Origin of the sequence: Williamsia herbipolensis, from assembly GCF_000964005.1 — a bacterium.
Taxonomy (GTDB): domain Bacteria; phylum Actinomycetota; class Actinomycetes; order Mycobacteriales; family Mycobacteriaceae; genus Williamsia_A; species Williamsia_A herbipolensis.
In genome coordinates, this window is the sequence record NZ_JXYP01000005.1 from 54,564 (window position 1) to 78,821 (window position 24,258).

Consider the following 24,258-nt stretch of genomic DNA (forward strand, 5'->3'; position numbering starts at 1 on the left):
GATCCGCCATCCTGGTCGGCGCGGCCCGACGGTGGATCCACCGATCGGTTGATCGCGGTGTAGCCGACCGGTCGATGCCGCGGGCCCGTTTCCCGACGACGCTGATCACATGGCAATCATTCGAGTGGAACATCTGCGCAAGGGCTACCCCGGTGGCCGTGGCGTCGTCGACGTCGGGTTCGAGGTCGCCGAGGGCGAGATCTTCGGGATCCTCGGCCCCAACGGCGCGGGCAAGACGACGACCGTCGAGTGCATCGGGGGTCTGCGCGCCCGTGACGGCGGCGTCGTGGAGGTGGCCGGACACGACCCGGCCGAGGAATCCCCCGACCTCCGTGAGGTGTTGGGGATCCAACTGCAGGAGTCGTTGCTGCCCGACAAGATTCGCGTCGGCGAGGCACTCTCCCTGTACGCGAGCTTCTACCGCAACCCCTTCGACATAGCCGAGCTCACCGAGCGGCTCGGGTTGGGGCCGCAGCGCGACGTCGCCTTCTCCCGACTGTCCGGAGGGCAGAAGCAACGCCTGTCGGTGGCCCTCGCCCTCGTCGGCCGCCCGCGGGTGGCGATTCTCGACGAGCTCACCACCGGTCTCGACCCACAGGCGCGTCGCGAGGTGTGGGGACTCCTCGAGGACCTGCGGACCACCGGCGTCACGCTGCTGCTGGTGTCGCACTTCATGGAAGAGGCTCAGCGACTGTGTGATCGGGTCGCCGTCATCGACTCCGGACGTGTCGTCGCCCTCGGGACGCCGGCCGAACTCGCCGATCGCGTGGGCGGTGCGCAGGTGATGACCTTCGTTCCGTCCGCCCCGGTCGACCCCGGCACCATCCGTGCACTGACCTCGGTGTCCGACACCGAGACCCGCGGTGAGGTGGTGCACGTCACCGGCGATGCCGAGATGGTCGCCGACGTGCTCGCGGCCCTGCGCGCGCAGGGGGTCTCCGCCGGACACCTCCGCGTCGAACAACCCACCCTCGACGACGCTTTCGTCTCGCTCGTCACCCACGGAAAGGACTCGCACTCATGACCACCGCACTGTCGCCGCGTACACCCGGCCTCGCACTGCCGCACGGACTGCCCGGCATCCTCACCTCCGAGGCGCGTCTGATGGCCCGCAATCCCGCCCTCGTGGTCTGGGTCGCAGCCCTGCCGCTCATCGCGTCGATCGTCCTGGGGGCCATCCCCGCCACGACGCGACCGGTCGCCGACCTCGACGGGTCGAGTTGGTTCACCGCCTACCAACCCATCCTCGTGATGTTCTCCGCGGTGCTCCTGAGCGTCCAGATCCTGCCCGACGTGCTCACGCGGTACCGGGAGATGGGGATCCTGCGACGCCTGCGCACCACACCGGCATCACCCGCGGCGCTGCTGGCCGCGCAGGTGATCCTGTGCCTCGCGGTCGAGGTCGTCGTGGTCGCGGCGATGGTGGGTGTCCCCGCCGCGTTCGGTGCACCGCTGCCGCGCAACGGGATCGGGTTCGTGCTGGCCCTCGCGTTCGCCGTCGCGGCGATGCTGTCGATCGGGATGGTGCTCGCGAGTGCGTTCCGCAGCAACAAGATCGCCGCCGCCGTGGGCACCGTCCTGTTCTTCGCCCTGCAGTTCTTCGCCGGTCTCTGGATCCCGCGGGCGTCGATGCCGGGGTGGCTGCGTGGCATCTCCGACGGCACGCCCAGCGGGTCCGCGGTCGGTGCGCTGACCAGCGCCATCGACGGTGGCTGGCCGAGCCTCCTGCACCTGGGGGTCCTCGCGGCGTGGACGGTCGTCCTCGCAGCGGTGTCGGTGCGGGTCTTCCGATGGGAATGAGCTCGACGATGTCGGGGCGCCCGGCGTGGCAGGATCAGCCCATGCGTGGGCAGCAACGCACCCCGGAGCCGCTGAACTGGCAGCGATTCGACATCGCGCCGGTCTGGCTGACGGTGATCCCCGGTGGACTCATCCTGGCGTCGCTGATGATCAGCGCGCTCGTGGGACTGCCCGCCGACACCGATGCCTTCGTCGCCCTGATCGTCCTGTCGGCGGCGGCCTTCGCGCTGCAGTGCACGTGGGTGCGCCGCAGCACGGTGTCGGGCCGGGCGCGCGTGCTGATCGTGGTCGTGCAGTTCGCGCTCACCGCATCGCTGATCTGGCTCAGCCCGTTCTACGGGATCTACGCGTTCATGGGATACCTGACCGCGTTGATGATGTTCACCGGTGCCTGTCTCTGGATCGCGATGACCGCCAACGCCGTGCTGGCGGCGGTGTCGCAGATCGGCGGATTCGACCAACTCGGGCGGTCGTGGCCTGCGTTCTGCGTCCTGGTGCTGATCAACACCGGGTTGGTCGTCCTGTTCAGCTGGGTGGGCGCGCGCCGCGACGAGGAGGTCGCCCGACGCGAGGCCGCGGTGCACGAACTCGAGCAGGTGCAACAGCGCAACGTCGAACTACAGGAACAACTTCTGCTGCGGGCGCGGGAACAGGGTGTGCTCGAGGAGCGTGCACGGCTGTCACGGGAGATCCACGACACCGTCGCCCAGGACCTCGTCGCCATCGTCAGCCAGCTCGAGGCCATCGACGGCACCGACTGGCGCGGCCGGGTCGACACCGCGAAGGATCTGGCCCGCTCCGGTCTCGGCGAGGCCCGACGCGCCGTGTACGCGCTGCGGTCGCCGATGCTCGACGCGCAGCCCCTGCCGGTCGCGGTCACCGAACTGGTGAACGCCTGGGCGACCGTCCACCGGCTGGCCGCGCACGTCGAGATCGCCGGCGACCCCGTCCCCACCGACGCCGATCAGGACCTCCTGCGGATCTGCCAGGAGGCGTTGTCGAACGTGTCGCGGCACGCACGTGCCCGGGCGGTCGACGTCTGCCTGTCCTATGTAGAGGAGGGTGTGCTGCTCGACATCAAGGACGACGGCGACGGCTTCGACCCGCAGCGGATCCGCGAGGGCAACGGGTTGCGGGGGATGCGTGAGCGGGTGTCGTCGTCGGGTGGCACGGTCGACATCGCCACCGAGATCGGCGGGGGATGCCTGGTGAGCGCGGTGGTGCCGGCGTGACCATCCGACTGGTGATCGCCGACGACCATCCGATCGTCCGCGACGGCGTGACCGGGATGCTCGCCGGCGACGAGCGGATCGAGGTCGTCGGTGCGGCGTCGTCGGGGCCCGAAGCCGTCGCACAGGTCACCGAGCTGGACCCCGACGTCGTGTTGATGGACCTTCGGATGCCCGGCGGTGACGGCGTTCCCGCCATCGAGGCGTTGCGGCGCCGAGACCGCGCCCGGCCACGGATCCTGGTGCTCACCACCTTCGATGCCGACCGTGACATCGCGGGCGCGATCGATGCCGGCGCGGACGGATATCTCCTCAAGGCGCTCGGGCGTGATGAACTGATCGCCGCCGTCGTCGACGCCGCGGCCGGACGAAGTGTGTTGGCGCCCAGCGCCGCCCAGAGTCTGATGGCACGGCGGCACCACGAGGAGCTCACCGACCGCGAGGTCGAGGTCCTCACCCGCATCGCCGGTGGAGGGACGAATCGGACGGTCGCGCAGGGCCTGGTGATCAGCGAGGCGACCGTCAAGACCCATCTGCTCCACATCTACTCGAAGCTCGGGGTCCGCGACCGTGCCGCAGCGGTCCGCGTCGCCTATGAGCGAGGCCTTCTCTGACCCACCGCCGATCGTGACCTCACCTGCCCGATCGACGCACTCACCTCCCCGGTCGGCGGAGGGTGAGGAACAGCACCGCGGCGACGAGCACCGGGGGGAGCAGGGGTGCCGCGACGGCGGCGTACGACACCAGCGCACCCGACGCAGAGGCGCCGGCCAGCAACGACAGCAACCCCAGGGCGGCCGACCGGTTGAGCCGACCGTCGACGACGAGATCGGTGAGCAGTCCGGTGAGCGTGCCGGTGAAATAGGTGCTCGACAACCCCGGCACACCGACGAGGGCGAAGGCCCGGGTCTGCACCCCCATCGCGCCGGCGGCCAGCACCAACGCCGCGTACGCGGTCACACCCCCAGGGTGGGAATCGGCCGCGATCCACAGTGCGGCCACACACACCAGCGCCACGAGTTCGACCAGGTGAAGCCACCCGAGGCGCCGAGCGGCGGAGCGATTCGACCGGGTGAACCCCGCGGCCAGTGCCACCCCGACGGCGTAGGCGAGCACGGCGACCGCCGCGTGCGACATCGCCGTGGCGTCGCCCGAACCGATGCCGACACCGATCACGACCACGTTCCCGGTGATCACGCTCGCGAACACGTGGCCGAGGCCGGTGAACACGACGACGTCGACCGCCCCGGATGCAGCACTCAGCAGGCACCCGATCAGCGTCGTCGGCGGCCGCGAAACCGTGTTCATCCCCGCAACCCTAGGCAGCCCGCCGACCGGGGCGCGGGATTAGGCTCGCACGCATGAGCGCCGACGCCCTGACCGTGCTCCAGCATCAGATGCAGGCCCGCCTGCAACTCCTGCGCGACGCGGCCCTGTGGAAGCTCGAGGGCCTCGACGAATACGACCTCCGTCGCCCGCTGACGCCCACGGGACTGAACCTCCTGGGTGTCGTCAAGCATCTCGCCACCGTCGAACTGGGCTATTTCGGGGACACCTTCGGCAGGCGTGCCGACATGCCGATGCCGTGGCTGGAGGGCGCGTGGTCCGACAACGCCGACATGTGGGCCACCGCCGACGAATCCGTCGACGACATCGTCGCGCTGTACCGGCGGTCCTGGGCGCACGCGCAGGAGACCTTCGACGCGTCGACGCTCACCACCACCGGGACCGTACCGTGGTGGCCGCCCGAGAAGCGCGACGTCACACTCGGTCTCGTGCTGGTGCACATGATCACCGAGACGGCCCGACACGTCGGGCAGATGGACATCCTCCGCGAGGAGATCGACGGCGCCGCAGGCATGTACGAGACGAACGACAATCTGTCGCATGCCGATCAGAGCGCCCGCGACCAGTACGTGGCACGGCTGCAGAGTGTGGCCGACGCCGTGAAAGGGAGATCATGACCGATCAGATCGAACGCCCCACCGCGACACCGCCGTCGCCGGGACGTGCCCGCCAGAACGCCATCTACTCGGCCGGCGTGTTCGGTCACATTCCCTCGGTGCCTGCTGATTTCGCCGAACTGGAGCGCCGCGCGAAGCGGGCGATGGGTCCGCGCGCGTGGGCGTACATCGGGGGCGGTGCCGGCGAGGGTGCGACGATGCGCGCGAATCGTGCCGCGTTCGACGACTGGGCGATCGTGCCCCGCGTGCTGCGCGACGTCTCCCGACGCGACCTGTCCGTCGACCTCTTCGGTACCACCCTGCCCGCGCCCGTGCTGTTCTCTCCGGTGGGTGCCGGTGAACTCGCCCACCCCGACTCCGACATCCACATCGGCTCCGCCGCAGCAGAACTCGGTGTCCCGTACATCTTCTCCAACCAGGGTTGCTCGCCGATGGAGGACACCGCGGCCGCTATGGAAGCGGTGACGCCGGGTGCGCCGCGCTGGTTCCAGCTGTACTGGTCGACCGACGACGCCCTCGTCGAGTCCCTCGTGCGTCGTGCGGAGACCATGGGCGCCGAGGCGATCGTCGTCACCCTCGACACCACCATGCTGGGGTGGCGCCCGCAAGACCTGAACCTCGGATCGTTGCCGTTCGCGCGCGCCGAGGGCATCGCGCAGTACACCTCGGACCCGCGTTTCCGCGACATCGTCGCCGAGCGCATCGCGAACCCCCCGGGCGCCGCGGGACCGAAGGTCGAGCTCACCCGCGCCGCCGTGTCCACCCTGTTCTCGATGGCGCGCCACCTGCCGGGATCGCTTCTCAAGAACCTGGCGTCGCCGGTCCCCAAGCAGTCGGTGCAGACGTTCCTCGACATCTACTCGCGCCCGTCGCTCACCTGGGACGACATCGCCGGGTTGCAGAAACGGACGTCACTGCCTGTCGTGTTGAAGGGCATCCTGCACCCCGACGACGCGCGGACCGCGGTGGAGATGGGCATCGACGGCATCATCGTCTCCAATCACGGTGGGCGACAGGTCGACGGCTCGATCAGTTCTCTGCACGCGCTCCCCGACGTGGTGGCCGCCGTGGACGGACGGGCGAAGGTGCTCATCGATTCCGGCGTCTACACCGGAGCCGACGCGTTCAAGGCGCTCGCCCTGGGGGCCGACGCCGTCTGCATCGGTCGCCCCCACATGTACGGCCTCGCGATCAACGGTCGCGACGGCGCCCGCGACGCCGTCGCCAACATCATCGCCGAGCTCGATCTCACGCTGGGGTTGTCAGGGCACACCGACGTCACCTCCCTCACCCCGGACGCACTGCGCCACCTGGGTCGGCGCTGATCGCTCCTCCCCGCCGTTCAGTCGTGCGATAGTGGTCGTCGTCGGTGACCGGTTCGCGGAGGTGTGATGCCCTATTTCGAGATGATCGGGACCTCGGCGCTGCCGTACTCCGCGCTGCTGACGGGCCTGCTGATCGTGCTGGCGGTGGTCGGGGCGATCGACGTGCTCGGCCGCGACACCGTCTACATCCGCGGGCTCCCGCAGTGGGCGTGGCTGCTGATCGTGGTGGCGTTCCCCGTCGTCGGGCTGCTCGCCTGGTTGCTCATCGGTCGGCGGCGTCGCAGACGTCCGCGTCGGGCGCGGACCGACCCGGTGGCGAGTGCCTTCCCGGAGTACGACCGCAAAGGCCGCTTCGTGCCGTCCGATCCCGAGGCCGACGCGGCGTTCCTGCAGCAGTGCCGCGAGCGGGCCGAGCACCAGCGCCGGGTCGCCGAGATCGAACGTCGCCGCAGGGAGTCGGGCGGGTTCTGACCGGTGGTTGGGTCGTGCTGCTATCCCAACCAGACCGAGCGCGCGCCGCTCTCGCCCACGAGGTACACCATCACGATCGCCGCGATGGCGAAGCCGACGACGATCACGGCGGCGGCCACCGACGACATCGTCACCGCGCGAGAGGGTATCGACACCTTCGAGGCGACCTTGCCCATGATCCAGTCGTTGTTCAGCGCCCAGAAGACCACGATGAACACGAACAGCGGTGCGACGACGATGATCATCTTGTCGCCGAGTTCGGTGTGATCGGCGAGATACTGGTTCGGGCCGACCTTCTTCTCCAATGACTCACCGGCGCTGGTCGTCAGCGGTGTCATGATCACCGCGACCAGCCCGACGATCGGCGCGATGATCCCGATCTTGCGTCGGGCCGCCGGCCACACCACCGCGAGGATGCCGAGTATCGCCGCCAGCGGGATCGCGACCACGGTGAGATGCACGAACAGCGGGTGGGCCGGGATGCCGTTGATGGTGTCCATCGCTCCAGCATAGGAGTCGCGGCGGCCCCGGGACGTCATTGTCCGATTAGTCGGCGGAGCCCTCCGGCGACCCGATCAGCCTGTCGCACAGCCACTCGACGAGATCGCCGATGACCTCGGCCCGGTTGGTCTCGTTCACGATCTCGTGTCGGGCACCGGAGTACACGTGGGTGGTCACGTCAGCCACTCCTGCATCCCGCAACCGATCGACCAACGGCGTGAACAACGCGAGACCGCCGTTCACCGGGTCCTGATCGCCGACCGCGATGTACAGCGGCAGATCCGGCCGGATCCGCGCGAGCTCCGCGGGGTCGGCGAGCGGACGCGCCCCGATGAACATGGCGCGGCTCGCCTCACCGTCGAGTCCGAAGCCGCACAACGGATCTGCGACGTACGCGTCGACTGCGGCGTCGTCGCGGCTGAGCCACTCGAATCCCGTCCTCGGCTCGAACGGCGCGTTGAAGACGGCGAGGTCCAGCGGGGCGTCGAGATCGAGTGCCGGTTCGAGGATGTCGATCGCCGCGGTGCCCGACAGCGCGACGGCGTCGAACGCGTCGCTGTGCGCGGGCAGCACCTGCTGGGTCGCGAACGACCCCATGCTGTGCGCGAACACGCCGATGGGCAGACCGGGTTCGCGCTGTCGGATCCATCGGGCCACCTCGGCGATGTCGTCGACGAGAGCCGACCATCCGGCCTCCCCGATCTCGCCGGGCACACCCTCACCGATCCCCGCACCGTGGCCGCGTTGGTCGTATCCGTAGACGGCGACGCCCGCGGCGGTGAGCGCCGCGGCGACGTGGTCGTAGCGCAGCACGTGCTCGCCCATGCCATGGACGATCATCACGACCGCGCGTGGATCGCTCTCGGGTGCCCACCGGTACACGGGAAGCGTTGTGCCGGTGCTGTCGGTGAACTCCACGGACTCTCTCACCGGACCGACGGTACAAGCCACGGTGCAGGCTGCGAGTGGTTTCCGGAGACGACCGATGAGTTCAGGCGCCGGTGTCGGTCAACCCCACCGACACCATCACATCCACGGAGGACACCATGACCACCACCCCCGCCGACACGACCACCACCCGCCGATCGCGCGCCCACACCATCGGAGTGGTTCTCAGCGTGCTGCTCGGCGCGTTCCTGCTGTTCGACATCCTCGGCAAGCTCTTCCAACCCGAGTCCGTCGTCGAGGGCACCGAGAAGCTCGGTTTCAACACCACCCAGGCGACGGTGATGGGCATCGTGCTCGCCGGATGCCTCGTGGTGTGGGCCATCCCGCGCACCGCGGTGCTGGGCGCGATCGGGATCACCGCATACCTCGGGGGAGCGGTCACCGCGAACTGGAACGACGACGCACCGCTGGTGAGCACCACACTGTTCGCCGTGTACTTCGGTGTCGCACTGTGGATCGCGATGGTGCTGCGTCGCCCGGCGCTCCTCGCCGTGCTCGGACTCCGCAAGAGCTGACGACACGGGCTGCTGCCGACAACGTCCCCCTGAGGGCCCACCGAGGGCAGATACCCCTAGGTGGGTTCTCTCGGGGACGTTCTCGGCAGCGCTGGTCGGCTACCGGATCGCGTCGGTCTCGGCGAGGAAGTCGGGCAGATCCGCGGGCAGCGTCGAGGTGAACTGCGCCGGACGCTTCTCCAGGAACGCCGCGACGCCCTCCTTGCCGTCGGCGATCGACGTGTAGTACATCGCGAGAGAGTCCACCCGGTGGGCGTCGACCGGGGAGGCGAAAGCGCTGTTGCGGTAGAGCATGTGACGCATCAGGGCGGTGGCGACCGGTGAGCGGCCGTCGACGAACCTGTGCGCCAACGCGATCGCCGCGTCGAGGAGCTCCTCGGGCGGATGGATCGAGCGCACCAGTCCGAGGTCTTTGGCCCGTTCGGCGTCGACGATGTCGGCGGTGTAGATCAGTTCGAGGGCGTTCTGCATCCCCACCACACGCGGCAGGAACCAGCTCGAACACGCCTCCAGCACGATGCCGAGCCGCCCGAAGACGAACCCGATGCGGGCCTTCTCCGACGCCAACCGGAAGTCCATCGGGAGGGTCATCGTGGCCCCGATACCGACCGCTGCGCCGTTGATCGCGCCGATGACCGGCTTGGGGCAGCGGTAGATGGCGAGGGACACGCGGCCACCGGTGTCGCGCACGCCGCTGACGATGGCGGGGTCGTCGAAGCGGTCGTACAGGTCGGCGAGCGTGGGCTGCAGGTCCTCGTCGAGCCCGAAGACGTTGCCCTCGCTGCTCAGATCCATGCCGGCGCAGAAGGCCTTGCCCTCTCCGGTCACCACGATCGCGGCGACCTCCGGATCGGCCGACGCCTCGTCGAACGCGGCCTCGAGATCGTCGGCCATCTGCACCGTGAACGCGTTGAGGTTCTCGGGGCGGGTCAGGGTGAGCACGAGGACACCGTCGGTGACCTCGTAGCGGACGGTCTCACGGTTCATCGGTGCACGGCTCCCTCGCGGTCGGATGGATTCCAACCTACGGGAGTCGGTGACGCGACCGACGTCGTCACCGCCCGAGCGCGCGATCCAGGAAACGGTCGGCGTCGGGGCGCGCGGCGACGAGGACGCCCGGGTGATCGGCGCCCGGGTATACCCGCAGCTCCAGTGGCTGGCGGTTCGCCGTGAGCTGCGCGGCCAACGACAACGCCGACGGGGCCGGGACGTTGACGTCGAGCAGTCCCTGGGCGAGGAAGATCGGTTCGCGGTAACCGCTGTCGGGCGTGCCGAGGTACGACCGCAGCGCGCCGTAGATGTTCGGGATCGACGACAGCGGCCTGGTGAACAGCGTGCGCAGATCGAGATCGCGCGCGTAGGGACGAAGCTGTGTGCCACAGGTGATCCCGGCGAGGTCGGCCAGTCGCCGCCCCAGTGGGGTGAGCAGGCTGTCGATGCGCAGATCGGGTCGTGCGTCGCGGAATCCGGCGAGGATGTAGAGCACGTATCCGTTCAGCGCGCGGGGCAGTGTCAGAGGCGGGAACTGCGGGCCGCCGAGCACGAGGGCGGACTCGATGTTGGCCGGGGCTCCGGTGGCCACGACGCCGCGGTAGTCCAGCCCGGCTCCGGCGGTGAACTCGTCGGCGCGGCGTGCGGTGTTCAGTGCGGCACCGGCACCCTCGGAGTGACCGACGGCCACCCACCTGCGTGACAGAGGGATCGGCAGCTGGTGGACCGCTCGCACCGAGTCGGCGACCGAATGGGCCGACTCGACACCGTTGAGGTAGCCGAGCAGTCCCGGGGTCCCCATTCCGGTGTAGTCGGTCGCGGTGATCACGAAACCGCGTGTGAGCCAGTGGTTCAGGTAGGTCGCGTCGGACTCCGACCGCACCTGCGCCGACGGTGCGCAGTCGTCCCCCATGCCGACGGTGCCGTGCGCCCAGGCCATCACGGGCCAACCGCCCGCGGGCGCCTGCCCGCGGGGTACGAACACCGCGCCGGTGCTGATCGCCCGCCGGCCGCGTGCGTCGGTGGTCGCGTACACCACCCGGTAGGCGCGTGCGGCCTCCCGCAACGACAACCGCGGATCGAGGGGACGGTCGGCGATCAGTGCGCCGTCGCGGTCGGGGATCGGGCCCGAGTAGTCCCGGACGTCGAGGCCCGACCAGATCGGTGCCGGTTCGGGGGTGAGCGGCGTACCCGACGCCGGGATCGCCGACGCCACGGGCGCGGCGAGGACCGACAGCGCCGCGACGACGATGCCGACGAGAATTGCGCGCAGCCAACGACGTCGGAGCGGGTGCGTCACCGCAGGATCCGGGCCAGGAACGGTGTCGAGTCCTTCACCGACGCGTACACCGTGCCGGAGTGATCGGTCGGGTAGACGTGCAACTCGACGGGTTGACGGTTGGCGGTGAGCTGCGCGGCCAACGACAAGGCCGAGGGCGCCGGGACGTCGACGTCGGTGAGGCCCTGTCCGAGGAAGATCGGCCGGTCGTAACCGCTCGCGGGGGTGCCGATGAACCGATGGAGCTCGTCGTAGGCGTTCGGGATCGACGACACCGGCTTGGCGAAGAAGGTGCGGAGGTCGGCTCCGGTGAGGTCCTGTCGGAGCTCCGGGTAGCAACGGACCTCGGCCTTGTCGGCGGCGGCGCGACCGCGGGCGGTGAGTATGTCGTCGATGCGCAGATCCGGTCGCGCCTCGCGGATGGCCGCGAGAATGTAGGTGGTGTACGTCGTCAGGCCGGTGGGCAACGCGAACGGCGGGAAGGTCGGACCTCCGAACTGCAGGACGGTCTCGATGTTCGCCGGCGTGCCGGTGGCGACGACCCCGCGGTAGTCGAGACCGGTGCCGCGTGTCAGTGAGGTGGCCAGTCGCGCGGCGTTCATCGCCGCACCCGCACCCTGCGACTGCCCGACGATGGCCCATCGCGCGGCGGTCGGGACCCGCAGTCCACGAAGCGCTTTCACGGAGTCGACGATGGAGTGCGCCTCGGCGACGCCGTTGAGGTAGCTCATCAGACCGGGGGTTCCCAGTCCCGCGTAGTCGGAGGCGACGATGGCGTAGCCGCGCCGCAGCCAGTGCGCGAGGTAGTCGCTGTCACGCTGGGCGCGCGGTTGCGCCGAGGGGGTGCAGTCGTCGCCGATCCCGACGGTCCCGTGCGCCCAGGCCAACACCGGCCATCCACCCCGGGGTGCGGTGCCCCGCGGGAGGAACACCGCACCGGTGCTCACGGCTGCCCTGTCGTGCTGATCGATGGTCGAGTAAAGGATCCGCGAGGCCGATCCGGCACCCGGGATCGACAGCGACGGCGCGAGGGGAGTCGACTCGATCAGCGTCCCGGCGCGCGCGGGGATCGGTCCGGAGTAGTCGCGCACGTCGAGCCCCGACCAGTTCGGTGTACCGGTGGGTGGCGGCTGGTCGGCGAGGGCCGGACCGGCGACGACGCCCGTCGACAGCACCAGCAGGAATGTCGCGATGGCGGTCGCGACCACGCGCGACCCGGCAGGACGGTGGCTCATGCGGGCAACGTTAGTGCCGCGAACGTCGTGTCGGAACGTATCGAGGCGCCGGCCGCCGGTGGGGATAGTCTGACCGGCGTGTCCGAACAGCAGGGATCCGAACGCGCCGATGCCCCCCGGGGCGAGCAGGACGTACATCACGCCCACGAGGAGTTCCGGAGCCCGCACGCCCCGATGCCGATCGAGCTGCCGCTCGACGATCAGGAGGCGTCGACCGACGTCGACCTGAAGACGCAGCTCGTCCGGTTCGTGGTGACCGGCGCCGGTTCGGGTGTCCTCGATTTCGGCATCACCCTGGTGCTGCAGTACTTGCTCGGCGCGCCGTACTGGCTCGCCAAGACCGTCGGCTTCATCGCCGGGACGACGACGGCCTACCTCATCAACCGTCGATGGACCTTCCGTGCCGAACCCAGCCGTGCACGCTTCATCGCGGTGGTCGCGCTGTATCTGGTGACCTTCGCGGTGCAGGTGGGGATCTATTCGGTGTTGTCGCACGTCTGGCCCGAAGAGGTGCTGTACAGCCTGGCCGCGTTCGTCCTGGCCCAGGGCACGGCGACCGTCATCAACTTCGCTGTGCAGCGCGCCGTCATCTTCCGCATCCGCTGATCGTTAGCATCGCCAGATGGAACTCGCAGGCGCCGTCGCAGTCGTCACCGGAGCAGGCGCGGGCATCGGTGCCGCTGTCGCCCGGGCCATGGTCGACCAGGGCGGTTCGGTGGTGGTCGCCGACCTGAACGCCGAGCGCGTGCGTGCGGTCGCGGAACGCATCAACACCGACACCGGCGCAACCCGTGCGGCCGCGGTCGCCGGTGACGCGTCCGACGACGCGGTGATCGCCGAGCTCGTCGCCACCGCCGAACGCGAGTTCGGGCCGGTGGATCTCTACGTCGCCAACGCCGGGACCACCGCGGGCCTCGGGCTCGATTCCGACGACGCCGCCTGGCAGACCGCGCTCGACGTCAACGTCCTCGCCCACGTGCGCGCCGCGCGCGCCCTGGTGCCCGGCTGGGTCGAGCGTGGTCGTGGCTACTTCCTGTCGACGGCGTCGGCCGCCGGTCTGCTGACGCAGATCGGTTCGGTCACCTACTCGGTGAGCAAGCACGCCGCGGTCGGGTTCGCCGAATGGTTGCGCGTCACCTACGGCGACTCCGGTGTCGGGGTGAGCTGCCTGTGCCCGATGGGCGTGAACACCGAACTGCTCAACGCGGGCTTCTCCGGCGATCGCGACGGAGGTTCGATCGCCGCGACCGCGGTGACGAGCGCGGGCACCGTGTTGGAACCCGAGGACGTCGCGGCCGTGGTGATCGAGGCGCTGCGCGACGAGCGGTTCCTGATCCTGCCGCACCCCGAGGTGCTGACGATGTACCAGCGCAAGGGGTCGGACTACGACCGCTGGATCGCGGGCATGCAGCGCTACCAGCGCTCGCTGCGCGGCGACGCCTGACGCGCGCACGTCGAGGTCACTCGATCTCGGGCGCCGGTGTCCGCAGGGGTCGGTGGGCGACCTCGTACGCGTCGGCCTTCGACAACCCGAACATCCGCAACAGATTCGTCGCGAGCTCGTCGGCGACACGCTCGGTGTCCATGGCGGGATCGCGAGTGACGAGATGTAGGCACCCCAGCAGCGATCCCGCGGTACACGCGAGTGCCGCGGGCAGGTCGTCGATGTCGAGACGTCCGGATGCGCGTGCGGCGTCGAGGTCACGCAGTGCACGGGGCGCCAACCCGTCGTCGCGATCGAGGTAGCTCATCCCGACGCCGACCATCGTCCGCGCCACCCGTGCGTGGGACCGATTGAGCCGCATCGTCATCCGCACGCCCGCGGCGAACACCTCAGCTGGGTCGGTGAGCCCCTCGGTGGCACTGTCGAACAGTCGGCCGTAGGTGTCGAGGGTGGTGGCGATGGCGGCGTCGAACAGCTCGGCTTTGCCCGCGAAGTGGTTGTAGAACGATCCGATCCCGACGTCGGCGAGTTCGGTGATCTCGGAGATGCTGGCGTCGGTGCCGCGGGGGCCCTCGAGCATCCGGCACGCCGCGTCGATCAGTGCTGCCCGGGTGCGCGCCTTCCGCCGATCGAGTCGGTTGGCCGGGATGTCGGGGGTGGTGTCCACCGGTGATCTCACCTCACTTCTGACGATGATTCCAAGTGTGAAGGCACTTGACTGAGGTGTCCATCAAAAGTGAGGATTTCATCAGTTTGATGGGAGATGATCATGACACAGCTTGTGGGAACCGTCCCGGCGCCGTCGGTGCACGCCGATCTGCACAGCGAGTTCGGCGCTCGTCCCGGTGATCCCGACGACCGCCATCGGTCGCCGGTGATCAAGGTGGTCGACATCGCCTGGTTGGAGTTCGAGAAGCAGAACCTCGCCGACGCGGAACGATTCGCGCGCGACTTCGGATTCACGGTGGCGAATCGCACCGCCGACCGCCTCGAGTTGCGGGGGACCTGGGCGGGCGCGCCGTGCGTGCTGATCCGCCGCGCACGTCGATCCCGCTTCGTCGGACCGGCGTACCGCGCCGAGAGCACCGCCGACCTCACCACTCTCGCCGAGGCGACGGGCACGCGCGTGCACTCACTCGGCGACCTCGGCGGCAGCGTGGTCGACCTCGTCGACCCGTCCGGTCAGTCGCTGCGGGTGGTGGCCGACCTGTTCGACCTGCCCTCCCTCCCCGATCAGGAACCGCTCACCGTCAACGTGGGCGGAAAGGTGGCGCGGTTCAACGCGATCCAGCGCCCACCGCGGGCCCCGGCGCGGGTGCAACGCCTCGGCCACGTGGTGATCGAGTCACCCCGCTTCCGTGAGGCGTTGCACTGGTATCAGTCGGTGCTCGGGTTCATCGTGAGCGACTTCCAGTTCTTCCCCGGTCAGCGCGACCGCGGCCCGACGATGGCCTTCATGCGGTGTGACCGGGGTGCCGACGCCGCCGATCATCACACCCTCGCCATGACGCTGGGACCGCGAGCCCGCTACGTGCACAGCGCCTATCAGGTCGCCGACCTCGACGCCGTCGCCGCGGGCGGCGCGTACCTGGCCGACCGCGGATACCACCACGCGTGGGGGATGGGCCGCCACATCCAGGGAAGCCAGATCTTCGACTACTGGCGTGATCCCGACAAGTTCATGGTCGAGCACTACGCCGACGGCGACGTCTTCGACAACAGCGTCACCGCGGGGTGGGCGCCCATGACCGCCAGCGGCCTCTCACAGTGGGGCCCGCCGGTCACGCGCGACTTCCTCGGCGCCAATCCCGACCCCGACCTCGTGAAAGGCATCCTCAACGGCCTTCGCGACGACAACGAGTTCGACATCCACCGCCTCCTCGGCCTGTTGAAAGTTGCCCGCTCATGACAACGACGATCATCCGAACCGCCGCCGGCTGGTGGGTTGAGCGCGACGAGATCGCCGCGCCGATCACCACATCGGCCACCACCACCGGCGAACTCCTCGCCGACCGTGCCGCGATCGATGCCGCCGCCACTGCCGATGCGGGTACGACGCAGGTGGCCGACCTCGACCTCCTCTCGCCGATCACCACGCCGTGTCGGGTGGTGGCGCAGATGGTCAACTACGCCAGCCACGCCCGTGACTCCAACATCGACCCGAGTCGGGTGCAGGCGACGTTCTTCCGCAAGGCGTCGGGATCGGTGGTCGGCCCGTACGACGACATCGTGAAACCCGCACACGTCCGTCTGCTCGACTACGAGGTCGAGATCGGCCTCGTCGCGGGCGGCGAGTTGACGGTCGGGAGCACGGTGACCGCGGATGATCTCGGCGACGTCATCGCCGGCGTCGTGATCACGAACGACGTGAGCGCCCGCGATGTCCAGTTGCCGAAAACCCAGTTCTACGAGTCGAAGTCGTACCCCACGTTCACCCCGATCGGCCCGCGACTGGTGCTCCTCGACCACGAGGAATGGCGTCGATTCGACCAACTGCGACTGCAGCTCTGGGTCAACGGCGAACGCCGACAGGACGGCCACGTCGGCGGCGACATGATCGTCGACCCGGTCAGCGCGCTGAGGGTGCTCGCCGGTTTCCAGCGACTCGCCCCCGGCGACGTGCTGCTCACCGGAACGCCCGGGGGCACCGCCCTGTCGGCGCCGCCCAAGCCGATCGAGATGATCGGGGCGCTGCTGCCCCCGCACGTGAAGTGGAAGCAGTTCTTCTCCCGCCAGGCGTCGAACCCGAAGTACCTCCACGACGGCGACGTGGTCGAGGTGCGTATCGCCACCGACGACGGATCGATCGACCTGGGCAGGCAGCGGTGCACGGTGCGATACGCATGACGACCCAGCGGGCATCGACGACCGTGGTCATCGTCGGGGCCGGTCCGGTCGGGGTGACCGCGGCGCTGTTGCTGGCCCGGCGTGGGGTCGCGACAGTCGTCCTCGAACGACACCCCGAGCCGTACGCCCTGCCGCGGGCCGTACACCTCGACGACGACGTGTTCCGGATCCTGCAGGCCGCGGGGGTCGACGAGGCGTTCCGCAGCGTGAGCAGGCCCATGCCCGGGATGCGTCTCATCGACGGCCGCGGGCGCGTGATGGCCGAGTTCGGACGCGACACCGACGACGGGCCCCAGGGATTCCCGCCGGACAGCATGTTCGACCAACCCGACCTCGAGAAGATCCTCCACGACGCGGCGAGCCGGGAGCCGCTCATCGACCTGCGCCGCGGGTGTGAGGTCGTCGACGTGGCCGAGGGGCCGACACCGACGGTCCGCCACATCGACGCCGACGGGGTCGAGACGTCCGTCGCCGGTGCGGCCGTCATCGCCTGCGACGGCGCGAACAGCCTCGTGCGTGAGAGCCTCGGGATCACCTCGACCGATCTGCGGTTCGCCGAGAAGTGGCTCGTGATCGACGTGAACACCCCACGCCCCCTCGACGTCTGGGACGGTGTGCACCAGATCTGCGACCCGGCGCGGGCGGCCACCTTCATGCCGGTCACGGGCAACCGGTATCGCTGGGAGTTCCGGGTCCACGACGGCGAGGACCTCGACGCGCTCGTCTCGGTCGACGGTCTGCGGAACCTGTTGTCGCCGTGGATGTCCGCTGACAAGATCGACGAGTCGGAGATCCTGCGACGAGCGTTCTACACCTTCCGCGCGCGCGTGGCCGACCGGTGGCGCGCCGGTGGCATCTTCCTGGCCGGCGATGCCGCGCACCAGACGCCGCCGTTCGTCGGCCAGGGGCTCGGTTCGGGGCTGCGCGACGTGGCGAACCTGACGTGGAAGCTCGCCGACGTGCTCGACGGGACCGCGCGCGGCGATCTGCTCGACACCTACGAGGTGGAGCGGCGCCCCCACGCGATCGCCGTCATCCGGATGGCGTTGGCCGTGGGTATGGCCCTGACCGGCGGGCAGGATCGCTTCGCCGGTGTGCGCCGTCTCGGCGTGGCCGCGGTGTGCCGGGTGCCGGGACTCGCCGCGGTGATGCCGGCCGTCGGGGTGCCGCCGTTGCGCCCCGGACCACTCGTGATGCCCACACCGCTTCTCCGGCGGATGCTGCGGCGCCGGGTGAACGGCTCCGCACTCCCTCAACCTGCCGTCGGATTCGCCTCCGACACCGCACGACTCGACGAACTGATCGGATCGCGCTGGGCTCTCGTGACCCGAGGCCGCGTCCCCGAGACACTCCCGGCCCGGGTCGCTGATCTCGGTGCGGTGCACATCGACACCGATCGTCTCGCCACCCATCCGGCCGGTGTCGCGTCGCCGGCACGGTGGCTGCGGCGTCATCACGCGGTCGCGGTGCTGGTGCGCCCGGACCGTGTGGTCGCCGCGAGCGCCACCGATCCCGACGGGATCGGCGATCTCCTCACCGCCCTCCGCGACATGCGGTCACCGGTACCGCGGCGCGTCGGGGTACTCGCGTGACCGCCGGCCCGGCGACGATGTCGCGTCGGAGCGCGCGACGTACTGCCCCGGCGGTCGACGTCGACCTGTACGGCCGGCAGGCGCTGGTCGACCCGCACCCGGTGTACCGCCGGATCCGCGACGCCGGCCCCCTCGTCTGGCTGCCGCGCCACCGCGTGTGGGCCATGGGTCGCTTCGACGACGTGCGCAACGCGCTGCGTGACGACGCGACCTTCCGTAGCGGACGCGGTGTCGCAGCGAACCCGGTCGCCAACCTCCTCGGCCGCAAGACGGTGCTCTCCAGTGACGACGACACACACGCGACACGGCGGCGGATCCTCATGCAGTCGTTGATGTCCCGTGCGATCCGACCCTCGCTGCCACTGTTGCGCGACGAGGCCGAGGCCACCGTGACGCGGCTGCTCCACCGCGAGTCCTTCGACGGCATCGCCGATTTCGCCACCCGACTACCGATCTCCGCCGTGGCCGACCTCGTCGGCGTGCGGGTCGGCCACGATCAGCTCCTCACGTGGGGCGCGAGCACCTTCGACATCCTCGGTCCGGTGAACCGGCGCACCCTCGACGCCACCGCGACGGCACTGGGGCTGTACCTCTACTCGATGCGACTGCGTCGATCGCAGGTCACACCCGACGGCTGGGCGGCGACCGTGTTCGACGCGGCCGATCGCGGCGAGATCACGCGGTCCGAGGCGCGCACGATGGTCATCGATTTCGTCGCCCCCAGCCTCGACACCACCATCCTCGCCACGGGTCAGCTGCTGTGGAGCCTCGGTCGCGATCCGCAGCTCTACGCACAGCTGCGCGCAGAACCGGACCTCATCCCCACCGCGGTGGTGGAAGCCGTGCGCATGGCCTCACCGGTCCGCGGGTTCACGCGGACGGTCGCCCGCGACACCGAGATCGGCGGGGTCCGTCTCCCCGCTGGTGAGCGCGTGGTCCTGCTCTACGCGGCGGCGAACTTCGACGAGCGACACTTCGACCGACCCGAGATGTTCTCGCTGCACCGCCGGGGCAGCAATCTCGGGTGGGGCCACGGCATGCACACCTGTGTCGGCATGCAGTTGTCGAAGCTGGAGATGCAGACCCTCCTCGAGGTCATGATCGCCCGGGTCAGCACCATCGAGGTGTCCGATCCGCAGCCGCTGACCAACAACTGCCTGCAGGGTCTCGCATCCTTTCAAGCGAGGTTCACATGAGCACCGAGCGCGCCGACGGCCACGATCCCGTCATCGGTGCGAGCCCGAATGTGGAGGTGCTCATCGTCGGTCTCGGGCCCACCGGTGCCACGGCGGCGAATCTGCTGGGACAACGGGGCGTCTCGACCCTCGTCGTCGAGCGCGACGACTCGATCTATCCACGGCAGCGGGCAATCGCCTCCGACGAGGACGCTCACCGGGTGTGGCAGAACCTCGGCCTGTTCGACGAGATGCTCGAGACCATGTCGACCGACATCCGGGTGCACTTCAAGCACGGCAACCGCACGTTCATGTCGATGCAGGGCAACCAGAGTCGTGACCAAGGCGTGCCGGGAACCGCGTTCTACCATCAGCCCGAACTCGAACGTGTCCTGCGCCAGGGCATCCGTCGATTCCCGACGGTCGACATCCTTGCCGGTGTGGAAGCGGTCGGGCTCACGCAGTATGCCGACTCGGTGACCGTGACCCTGCGTCCGGTCGACGGTGGCGAGGAACAGATCGTGACCGCTCGCTACGTCATCGCCTGCGACGGTGGTTCCAGCTCCATCCGCAAACTGTCGGGAATCGCGTTGCCGGGCAGGCACATCGAGGAGCAGTGGTTCGACATCCAGCTGCGTGCCTGGTACGAGCTGCCGACGGACGCGCCGCTGGACTTCACGTTCATCTCCGATCCTGAACGGCCGGGCGTCGACTGCCCCTGCCCATGGGCTACCACCGGGTCGAATACCGGGTCAACAAGGGTGAGACCGTCGAACAGCTGCAGACCGAGGCCGGACTGCGCGGCCTGTTGGCCGAACGCGGCATCGACTACGACGAGGTCGAGATCTTCCGCAGCTGGGGTTACACCTTCCACATCCGCCAGGCGCAACGGTGGCGCGATCGGCGGGTCTTCCTGGCCGGCGACGCCGCACACATCATGCCGCCGTTCGCCGGGCAGGGTGTGTCCTCCGGCGTGCGGGATGTCGCGAACCTGTGTTGGAAGCTCGACGCCGTCCTCAACGCCGATGCGGGCGAGGAGTTGCTCGACTCCTATGAGTCGGAACGACGCCCCAACGTCGAGCAGCTCACGACGTTCAGCCTCACCATCGGTGGCACCGTCATGCTCGGCAGCAGGCTCGCCTCGCATCTGCGTGACGCGGTGTTCATCGCGGCGGCCAGAATCCCCCTGCTCGGTGCGTGGATGACCGGGATCGGACCGAAACCGCTGTACCGGCTCGGCACCTCCGGCGGGTTCTTTGCCCGCAGCACGTCACGACGGCGTCGCCGGAGCCTTCGAGGCGAGTTCATCAAGCAGCCCTGGGTGTCCGGCGCCGACCACACCCCGGTTCGTCTCGACACCGTTCTCGACAACCGCTGGGCGTGGGTCGGGTTCCCCGAATCCCCGATTCCCCCGGTCCTTGCCGCTGCCGGGGTCGCCGACGTCAGGCTCGACTACGCCACGGCGATCGCCGACCACAACGTGGCACCCGGACACCATGTCGACACCGAACGCATCCTCGAACGTCAGTTCCGCCGCAACCGGGTGCACGCGGTCCTCGTGCGTCCCGATCGCTTCATCTACGTCGGCGACCGCGAGATGACGCGATCCGGCATGGAGCGGGTCGCAGCGGCCGTGGTTCCCGACCTCCCCGTGGCAGCCCGAGCGTCCTGAGACACCTCCATGACATCCGACCCGGCATCGCTTCTCGTCCAGCCGTTGACTCAAGAACGGAATCGGTGTTCACTCCTTCGGTATGGCCTATCGACGCACCCCCGCCGTGCAGCGGCGTCTGGATGAACTCCGGGCGCGGCTGATCGACGCGGCGATCGCGCAGGTGGCCGAGCACGGGTACGCGGGGTGCTCGGTCGCGTCGGTCGCCGCGGCCGCCGGTGTCGGCACCGGCACGGTGTACCGCCACTTCGAGGGCAAGAGCGAACTGTTCGCCGAGGTCTTCCGCATCGTGTGCGGCCGCGAGGTGCAGGCGATGGTCGAGATCGGTGAGATGGCCCGCGCCACCGACGGTCGTGCGGTCGACGCCGTCGTGGCCTCGGTGTGCGCGTTCGCCGATCGTGCGCTGCGCACGCCCACCCTCGCCCACGCCCTCCTGGTCGAACCGGTCGATCAGACCATCGACACCGAACGCCTGGCGTTCCGCACGTCGTTTCGCGACAACCTGTCGGTGGCGATCGACGCCGCCGCCGACGCCGGCGAGATCCCGTACCAGAACAGCGAGTTCACCGCGGCGTGCATCGTCGGGGCGATCGGCGAGGCGCTGGTGACACCGTTGGCCCGCAGCGCGCACACCCACGAGACACCCGACCCGACGACTCTGACCACCGACATCACCACCTTCACCCTTCGAGCACTGGGGAGCACCGATGCACAGCACACACGAGGTCACCAATCAGGTTCCGCCGCTGGTGGATTACGACGCGGCTGAATACCCGCCGATCCTCGAGGCGCTGAGCCGCGAGGGCGCCGACTCCGCGCTGGAGACGATCCACGAGGTCGGCCGTCGGGCGGGCAGCGCCGAGGCCATCGAGTGGGGTGACCTCGCCGAGGACCACCCACCGGTGCTCCACACCCACGACCGCTACGGCCACCGCGTCGACGAGGTGCGCTACGACCCCGCCTACCACCAGCTCATGACGACCGCGGTCGAGCTGGGCCTGCACGCCGCGCCGTGGGCCGACCCCGACCCGCACGCCCACCTGCACCGCGCCGCGAAGCTGACCGTGTGGGGTCAGACCGACGCCGGCCACCAGTGCCCCATCTCCATGACGTACGCGATGGTGCCCGCCCTGCGCCACAACGCCGAGCTCGCCGCGCAGTACGAACCGCTGCTCGCCGCGAAGGTCTACGACCCGAGAACCGCCGCGCCGCTGACCAAGGACGGACTCATCGCCGGCATGTCGATGACCGAGAAGCAGGGCGGCTCCGACGTCCGGTCGGGGACCACGCGCGCCGTCCCGCAGGCCGACGGCAGCTACCTGCTGACCGGGCACAAGTGGTTCACCTCGGCACCGATGTCGGACGTGTTCCTCGTGCTCGCGCAGGCGCCCGGCGGACTGAGCTGCTTCTTCCTCCCGCGCGTGCTGCCCGACGGGACCCGCAACCGGATGTTCCTGCAGCGCCTCAAGAACAAGCTCGGCAACCACTCCAACGCGAGCAGCGAGATCGAGTACGACGAGGCGACCGCCTGGCTCGTCGGTGAGGAGGGACGCGGTGTCCCCACCATCGTCGAGATGGTGAACATGACCCGCCTCGACTGCATCATCGGCGCCTCGACCGGTATGCGCGCCGGCACACATCAGGCGACCCATCACGCCGTGCACCGCAGCGCTTTCGGTGCGGCCCTCGTCGATCAGCCGCTCATGCGCAACGTGCTGGCCGATCTCGCCGTCGAGGCGGAGGCGTCCACGACGGTCGCGATGTGGCTGGCCGCCCTCACCGACCGCGCGACCTCCGGTGACGACCGAGCGGCCTCGCTACGGCGTATCTCGCTGGCGGTCAGCAAGTACTTCGTGTGCAAGCGCAACCCCCTGCACGCGGCCGAGGCGTTGGAATGCCTGGGCGGCAACGGATACGTCGAGGATTCGCGGATGCCGCGGATCTACCGCGAGGCGCCGCTGCTGTCGGTGTGGGAGGGTTCGGGCAACGTCGCCGCCCTCGACACGCTGCGCGCCATGGCGAAGCAGCCCGAGACGCTCGAGGTGTTCTTCGACGAGCTCGACACCGCCACCAGAGCCGACGACCGGTACGACGCGGCGGTGACGCGGTTGAAGGCCGAGTTCGGCGACTTCGACACCATGCAGCACCGCGCGCGACGCGTGGTCGGCGACATGGCGCTGGCGCTGCAGGGTTCACTGCTGATCCGACACGGCCACCCGGCGGTGTCGGATGCGTTCTGCGCCAGTCGACTCGGCGGTGACTGGGGCAGCGTCTTCGGGACGCTGCCCGTCGGTGTCGACACCGCGGCCATCATCGACCGCGCGACCCCGAAGGTCGGTACGTAGCGTCGGTCAGCCGTTGACCTTGCTGATCACGTTGTCGGCGAACATCCGCAGGTTGTCGATCTTGTTCTGGAGCGGCTCGGTGTCGGGTCCGACGATGTACGGGATACGGAAGCCGACGATGACGTCGGTGATGCCCTTGTCCTCGAGTCGCTTGCACCCGTCGGGGGTGTAGGCGTCGAGCGAGATCACATGGATCTCGAAGGGGTCGTCGAGCTTTCCCTCGCCCTTTCGGATGTCGTGTAGCTTCGCCAGCAGTGCGTCGAGTTCCTCGGGCTGACCGCCGCCGTGCATCCACCCGTCGCCGCGGACGACTGCTCGTTTCAGCGCGAGATCGGCGTGGCCACCGACCAGCAGGGGAATCGGTTGTGTCGGTGCGGGGGTCATCTTGATGCGCGGGAAATCGTAGAACTCGCCGTGGAACTCGAAGTACTCACCGGTCGACAGGCCGCGGATGATGTCCATGCACTCGTTCATCCGCTTGCCGCGGCGCGCGTAGTCGACGCCCATGATGTCGTAGTCCTCGGGCCACGGGCTGGTGCCGACACCCAGAGCGAGGCGGTTGTTCGTCATGAACGCCACCGACATCGCCTGCTTGGCCACCAGCACCGGCGGTCGCACCGGCAGCTTCAACACGAACGGGTTGAAGCGGATCGACTTCGTGACCGCGCCCATCGCCATCGCCTGGATGAACGTCTCGATGAACGCCTTGCCGTCGAGGAACTCGCGGTTGCCGTCCTCGGTGTAGGGGTAGGTGGAGTCCGATTCCTCGGGATAGGCCAGCGAGTCGGGGATGGTGAACCCCGCGTATCCCGCCTCTTCGGCCGCGACCGCCAGATCGGGATAGAAGCGGGGATCCGTCATCGCCTCGGCATAGGTGAATCGCATGATCGGTCTCCTCGGTCGTCCATCGGCATCGACCTCGATTA

At 69.2% G+C, this 24,258-nt stretch carries 24 protein-coding genes and 1 pseudogene; 17 read left to right on the forward strand and 8 right to left on the reverse strand.

The genetic code is table 11. From position 1 onward, the window contains the following. The first annotated feature begins 109 nt into the window (after positions 1–109). Genes TU34_RS01530 through TU34_RS01545 form a run of 4 tightly spaced genes read left to right on the forward strand, consistent with a single transcriptional unit; the run spans position 110 to position 3,643 of the window. A complete protein-coding gene (locus TU34_RS01530) occupies positions 110–1,024 on the forward strand; it encodes an ABC transporter ATP-binding protein (RefSeq protein ID WP_045821076.1) in 915 nt (304 codons plus the stop codon). Further along, positions 1,021–1,800, forward strand: coding sequence for an ABC transporter permease (locus TU34_RS01535; RefSeq protein WP_045821077.1), 780 nt, complete (start codon positions 1,021–1,023; stop codon positions 1,798–1,800). The genes TU34_RS01530 and TU34_RS01535 overlap by 4 nt, the downstream gene beginning before the upstream one ends. Continuing rightward, positions 1,791–3,032: a sensor histidine kinase gene (locus TU34_RS22780; protein ID WP_150116333.1), complete on the forward strand. Its 1,242-nt coding sequence runs from the start codon at positions 1,791–1,793 to the stop codon at positions 3,030–3,032. The genes TU34_RS01535 and TU34_RS22780 overlap by 10 nt, the downstream gene beginning before the upstream one ends. Then, positions 3,002–3,643 (forward strand): response regulator, encoded by a 642-nt coding sequence (locus TU34_RS01545; protein WP_045821143.1) that lies wholly within the window; start codon positions 3,002–3,004, stop codon positions 3,641–3,643. Before TU34_RS22780 ends, TU34_RS01545 begins: the two co-directional genes overlap by 31 nt. Before the next feature lie 40 nt (positions 3,644–3,683). Here TU34_RS01545 and TU34_RS01550 read toward each other — a convergent pair whose 3' ends face one another. Continuing rightward, positions 3,684–4,337: a YoaK family protein gene (locus tag TU34_RS01550; protein WP_045821078.1), complete on the reverse strand. Its 654-nt coding sequence runs from the start codon at positions 4,335–4,337 to the stop codon at positions 3,684–3,686. Between the two features lie 53 nt (positions 4,338–4,390). On the opposite strand from TU34_RS01550, the gene TU34_RS01555 reads away from it, so the two are divergent. The 3 genes from TU34_RS01555 to TU34_RS01565 all read left to right on the forward strand — a co-directional run bounded on the left by TU34_RS01555 (position 4,391) and on the right by TU34_RS01565 (position 6,789). After that, on the forward strand, positions 4,391–4,993 hold the full coding sequence (locus tag TU34_RS01555; RefSeq protein WP_045821079.1) for a DinB family protein: 603 nt from the start codon (positions 4,391–4,393) through the stop codon (positions 4,991–4,993). Then, positions 4,990–6,318, forward strand: coding sequence for an alpha-hydroxy-acid oxidizing protein (locus TU34_RS01560; RefSeq protein ID WP_045821080.1), 1,329 nt, complete (start codon positions 4,990–4,992; stop codon positions 6,316–6,318). Before TU34_RS01555 ends, TU34_RS01560 begins: the two co-directional genes overlap by 4 nt. A gap of 66 nt (positions 6,319–6,384) precedes the next feature. After that, entirely contained in the window at positions 6,385–6,789 is a 405-nt protein-coding gene (locus TU34_RS01565) for a PLD nuclease N-terminal domain-containing protein (RefSeq protein ID WP_238981121.1), read from the forward strand. Between the two features lie 20 nt (positions 6,790–6,809). On the opposite strand, the gene TU34_RS01570 is transcribed toward TU34_RS01565, so the two are convergent. Both TU34_RS01570 and TU34_RS01575 read right to left on the reverse strand, forming a co-directional pair. Next, complete coding sequence (locus TU34_RS01570) at positions 6,810–7,289, reverse strand: DUF2231 domain-containing protein (protein WP_045821081.1); 480 nt, start codon at positions 7,287–7,289, stop codon at positions 6,810–6,812. 46 nt (positions 7,290–7,335) lie between these two features. Continuing rightward, positions 7,336–8,220 (reverse strand): alpha/beta fold hydrolase, encoded by an 885-nt coding sequence (locus TU34_RS01575; protein WP_238981122.1) that lies wholly within the window; start codon positions 8,218–8,220, stop codon positions 7,336–7,338. Positions 8,221–8,336: 116 nt separating this feature from the next. Here TU34_RS01575 and TU34_RS01580 point away from each other — a divergent pair, with 116 nt between their 5' ends. After that, complete coding sequence (locus TU34_RS01580; RefSeq protein ID WP_045821145.1) at positions 8,337–8,753, forward strand: DoxX family protein; 417 nt, start codon at positions 8,337–8,339, stop codon at positions 8,751–8,753. Between the two features lie 99 nt (positions 8,754–8,852). On the opposite strand, the gene TU34_RS01585 is transcribed toward TU34_RS01580, so the two are convergent. The 3 genes from TU34_RS01585 to TU34_RS01595 all read right to left on the reverse strand — a co-directional run bounded on the left by TU34_RS01585 (position 8,853) and on the right by TU34_RS01595 (position 12,257). Next, positions 8,853–9,740: a crotonase/enoyl-CoA hydratase family protein gene (locus tag TU34_RS01585; protein ID WP_045821083.1), complete on the reverse strand. Its 888-nt coding sequence runs from the start codon at positions 9,738–9,740 to the stop codon at positions 8,853–8,855. Positions 9,741–9,807: 67 nt separating this feature from the next. Beyond that, entirely contained in the window at positions 9,808–11,043 is a 1,236-nt protein-coding gene (locus TU34_RS01590; RefSeq protein WP_045821084.1) for an alpha/beta hydrolase family protein, read from the reverse strand. Then, a complete protein-coding gene (locus TU34_RS01595) occupies positions 11,040–12,257 on the reverse strand; it encodes an alpha/beta hydrolase family protein (protein ID WP_045821146.1) in 1,218 nt (405 codons plus the stop codon). Before TU34_RS01595 ends, TU34_RS01590 begins: the two co-directional genes overlap by 4 nt. 174 nt (positions 12,258–12,431) lie before the next feature. On the opposite strand from TU34_RS01595, the gene TU34_RS01600 reads away from it, so the two are divergent. Continuing rightward, positions 12,432–12,863 (forward strand): GtrA family protein, encoded by a 432-nt coding sequence (locus TU34_RS01600; protein ID WP_045821085.1) that lies wholly within the window; start codon positions 12,432–12,434, stop codon positions 12,861–12,863. A gap of 16 nt (positions 12,864–12,879) precedes the next feature. Beyond that, positions 12,880–13,701, forward strand: a complete 822-nt coding sequence (locus TU34_RS01605) for an SDR family oxidoreductase (protein ID WP_045821086.1) — start codon at positions 12,880–12,882, stop codon at positions 13,699–13,701. Positions 13,702–13,717: 16 nt separating this feature from the next. Here TU34_RS01605 and TU34_RS01610 read toward each other — a convergent pair whose 3' ends face one another. Further along, positions 13,718–14,368, reverse strand: a complete 651-nt coding sequence (locus tag TU34_RS01610) for a TetR/AcrR family transcriptional regulator (RefSeq protein WP_045821087.1) — start codon at positions 14,366–14,368, stop codon at positions 13,718–13,720. A gap of 102 nt (positions 14,369–14,470) precedes the next feature. Here TU34_RS01610 and TU34_RS01615 point away from each other — a divergent pair, with 102 nt between their 5' ends. The 7 genes and pseudogenes from TU34_RS01615 (at position 14,471) to TU34_RS01645 (ending at position 23,332) form a co-directional block, all read left to right on the forward strand. After that, positions 14,471–15,610: a VOC family protein gene (locus TU34_RS01615; protein ID WP_045821147.1), complete on the forward strand. Its 1,140-nt coding sequence runs from the start codon at positions 14,471–14,473 to the stop codon at positions 15,608–15,610. Next, positions 15,607–16,548, forward strand: coding sequence for a fumarylacetoacetate hydrolase family protein (locus TU34_RS01620; RefSeq protein ID WP_045821088.1), 942 nt, complete (start codon positions 15,607–15,609; stop codon positions 16,546–16,548). Before TU34_RS01615 ends, TU34_RS01620 begins: the two co-directional genes overlap by 4 nt. Continuing rightward, a complete protein-coding gene (gene mhpA, locus TU34_RS01625; RefSeq protein ID WP_045821089.1) occupies positions 16,545–18,140 on the forward strand; it encodes a bifunctional 3-(3-hydroxy-phenyl)propionate/3-hydroxycinnamic acid hydroxylase MhpA in 1,596 nt (531 codons plus the stop codon). Before TU34_RS01620 ends, mhpA begins: the two co-directional genes overlap by 4 nt. Further along, the gene (locus TU34_RS01630) at positions 18,137–19,336 is read left to right on the forward strand and encodes a cytochrome P450 (protein WP_238981123.1); all 1,200 of its coding nucleotides are present in this window, start codon (positions 18,137–18,139) and stop codon (positions 19,334–19,336) included. Before mhpA ends, TU34_RS01630 begins: the two co-directional genes overlap by 4 nt. Then, positions 19,333–20,987 (forward strand): annotated as a pseudogene (locus tag TU34_RS24595) (FAD-dependent monooxygenase). Before TU34_RS01630 ends, TU34_RS24595 begins: the two are co-directional and overlap by 4 nt. Positions 20,988–21,069: 82 nt before the next feature. Continuing rightward, positions 21,070–21,756, forward strand: coding sequence for a TetR/AcrR family transcriptional regulator (locus tag TU34_RS01640; RefSeq protein WP_045821090.1), 687 nt, complete (start codon positions 21,070–21,072; stop codon positions 21,754–21,756). Further along, on the forward strand, positions 21,695–23,332 hold the full coding sequence (locus tag TU34_RS01645; protein ID WP_045821091.1) for an acyl-CoA dehydrogenase family protein: 1,638 nt from the start codon (positions 21,695–21,697) through the stop codon (positions 23,330–23,332). The genes TU34_RS01640 and TU34_RS01645 overlap by 62 nt, the downstream gene beginning before the upstream one ends. Positions 23,333–23,338: 6 nt before the next feature. On the opposite strand, the gene TU34_RS01650 is transcribed toward TU34_RS01645, so the two are convergent. Beyond that, positions 23,339–24,217, reverse strand: coding sequence for an LLM class flavin-dependent oxidoreductase (locus TU34_RS01650; RefSeq protein ID WP_045821092.1), 879 nt, complete (start codon positions 24,215–24,217; stop codon positions 23,339–23,341). Between the last annotated feature and the right edge of the window lie 41 nt (positions 24,218–24,258).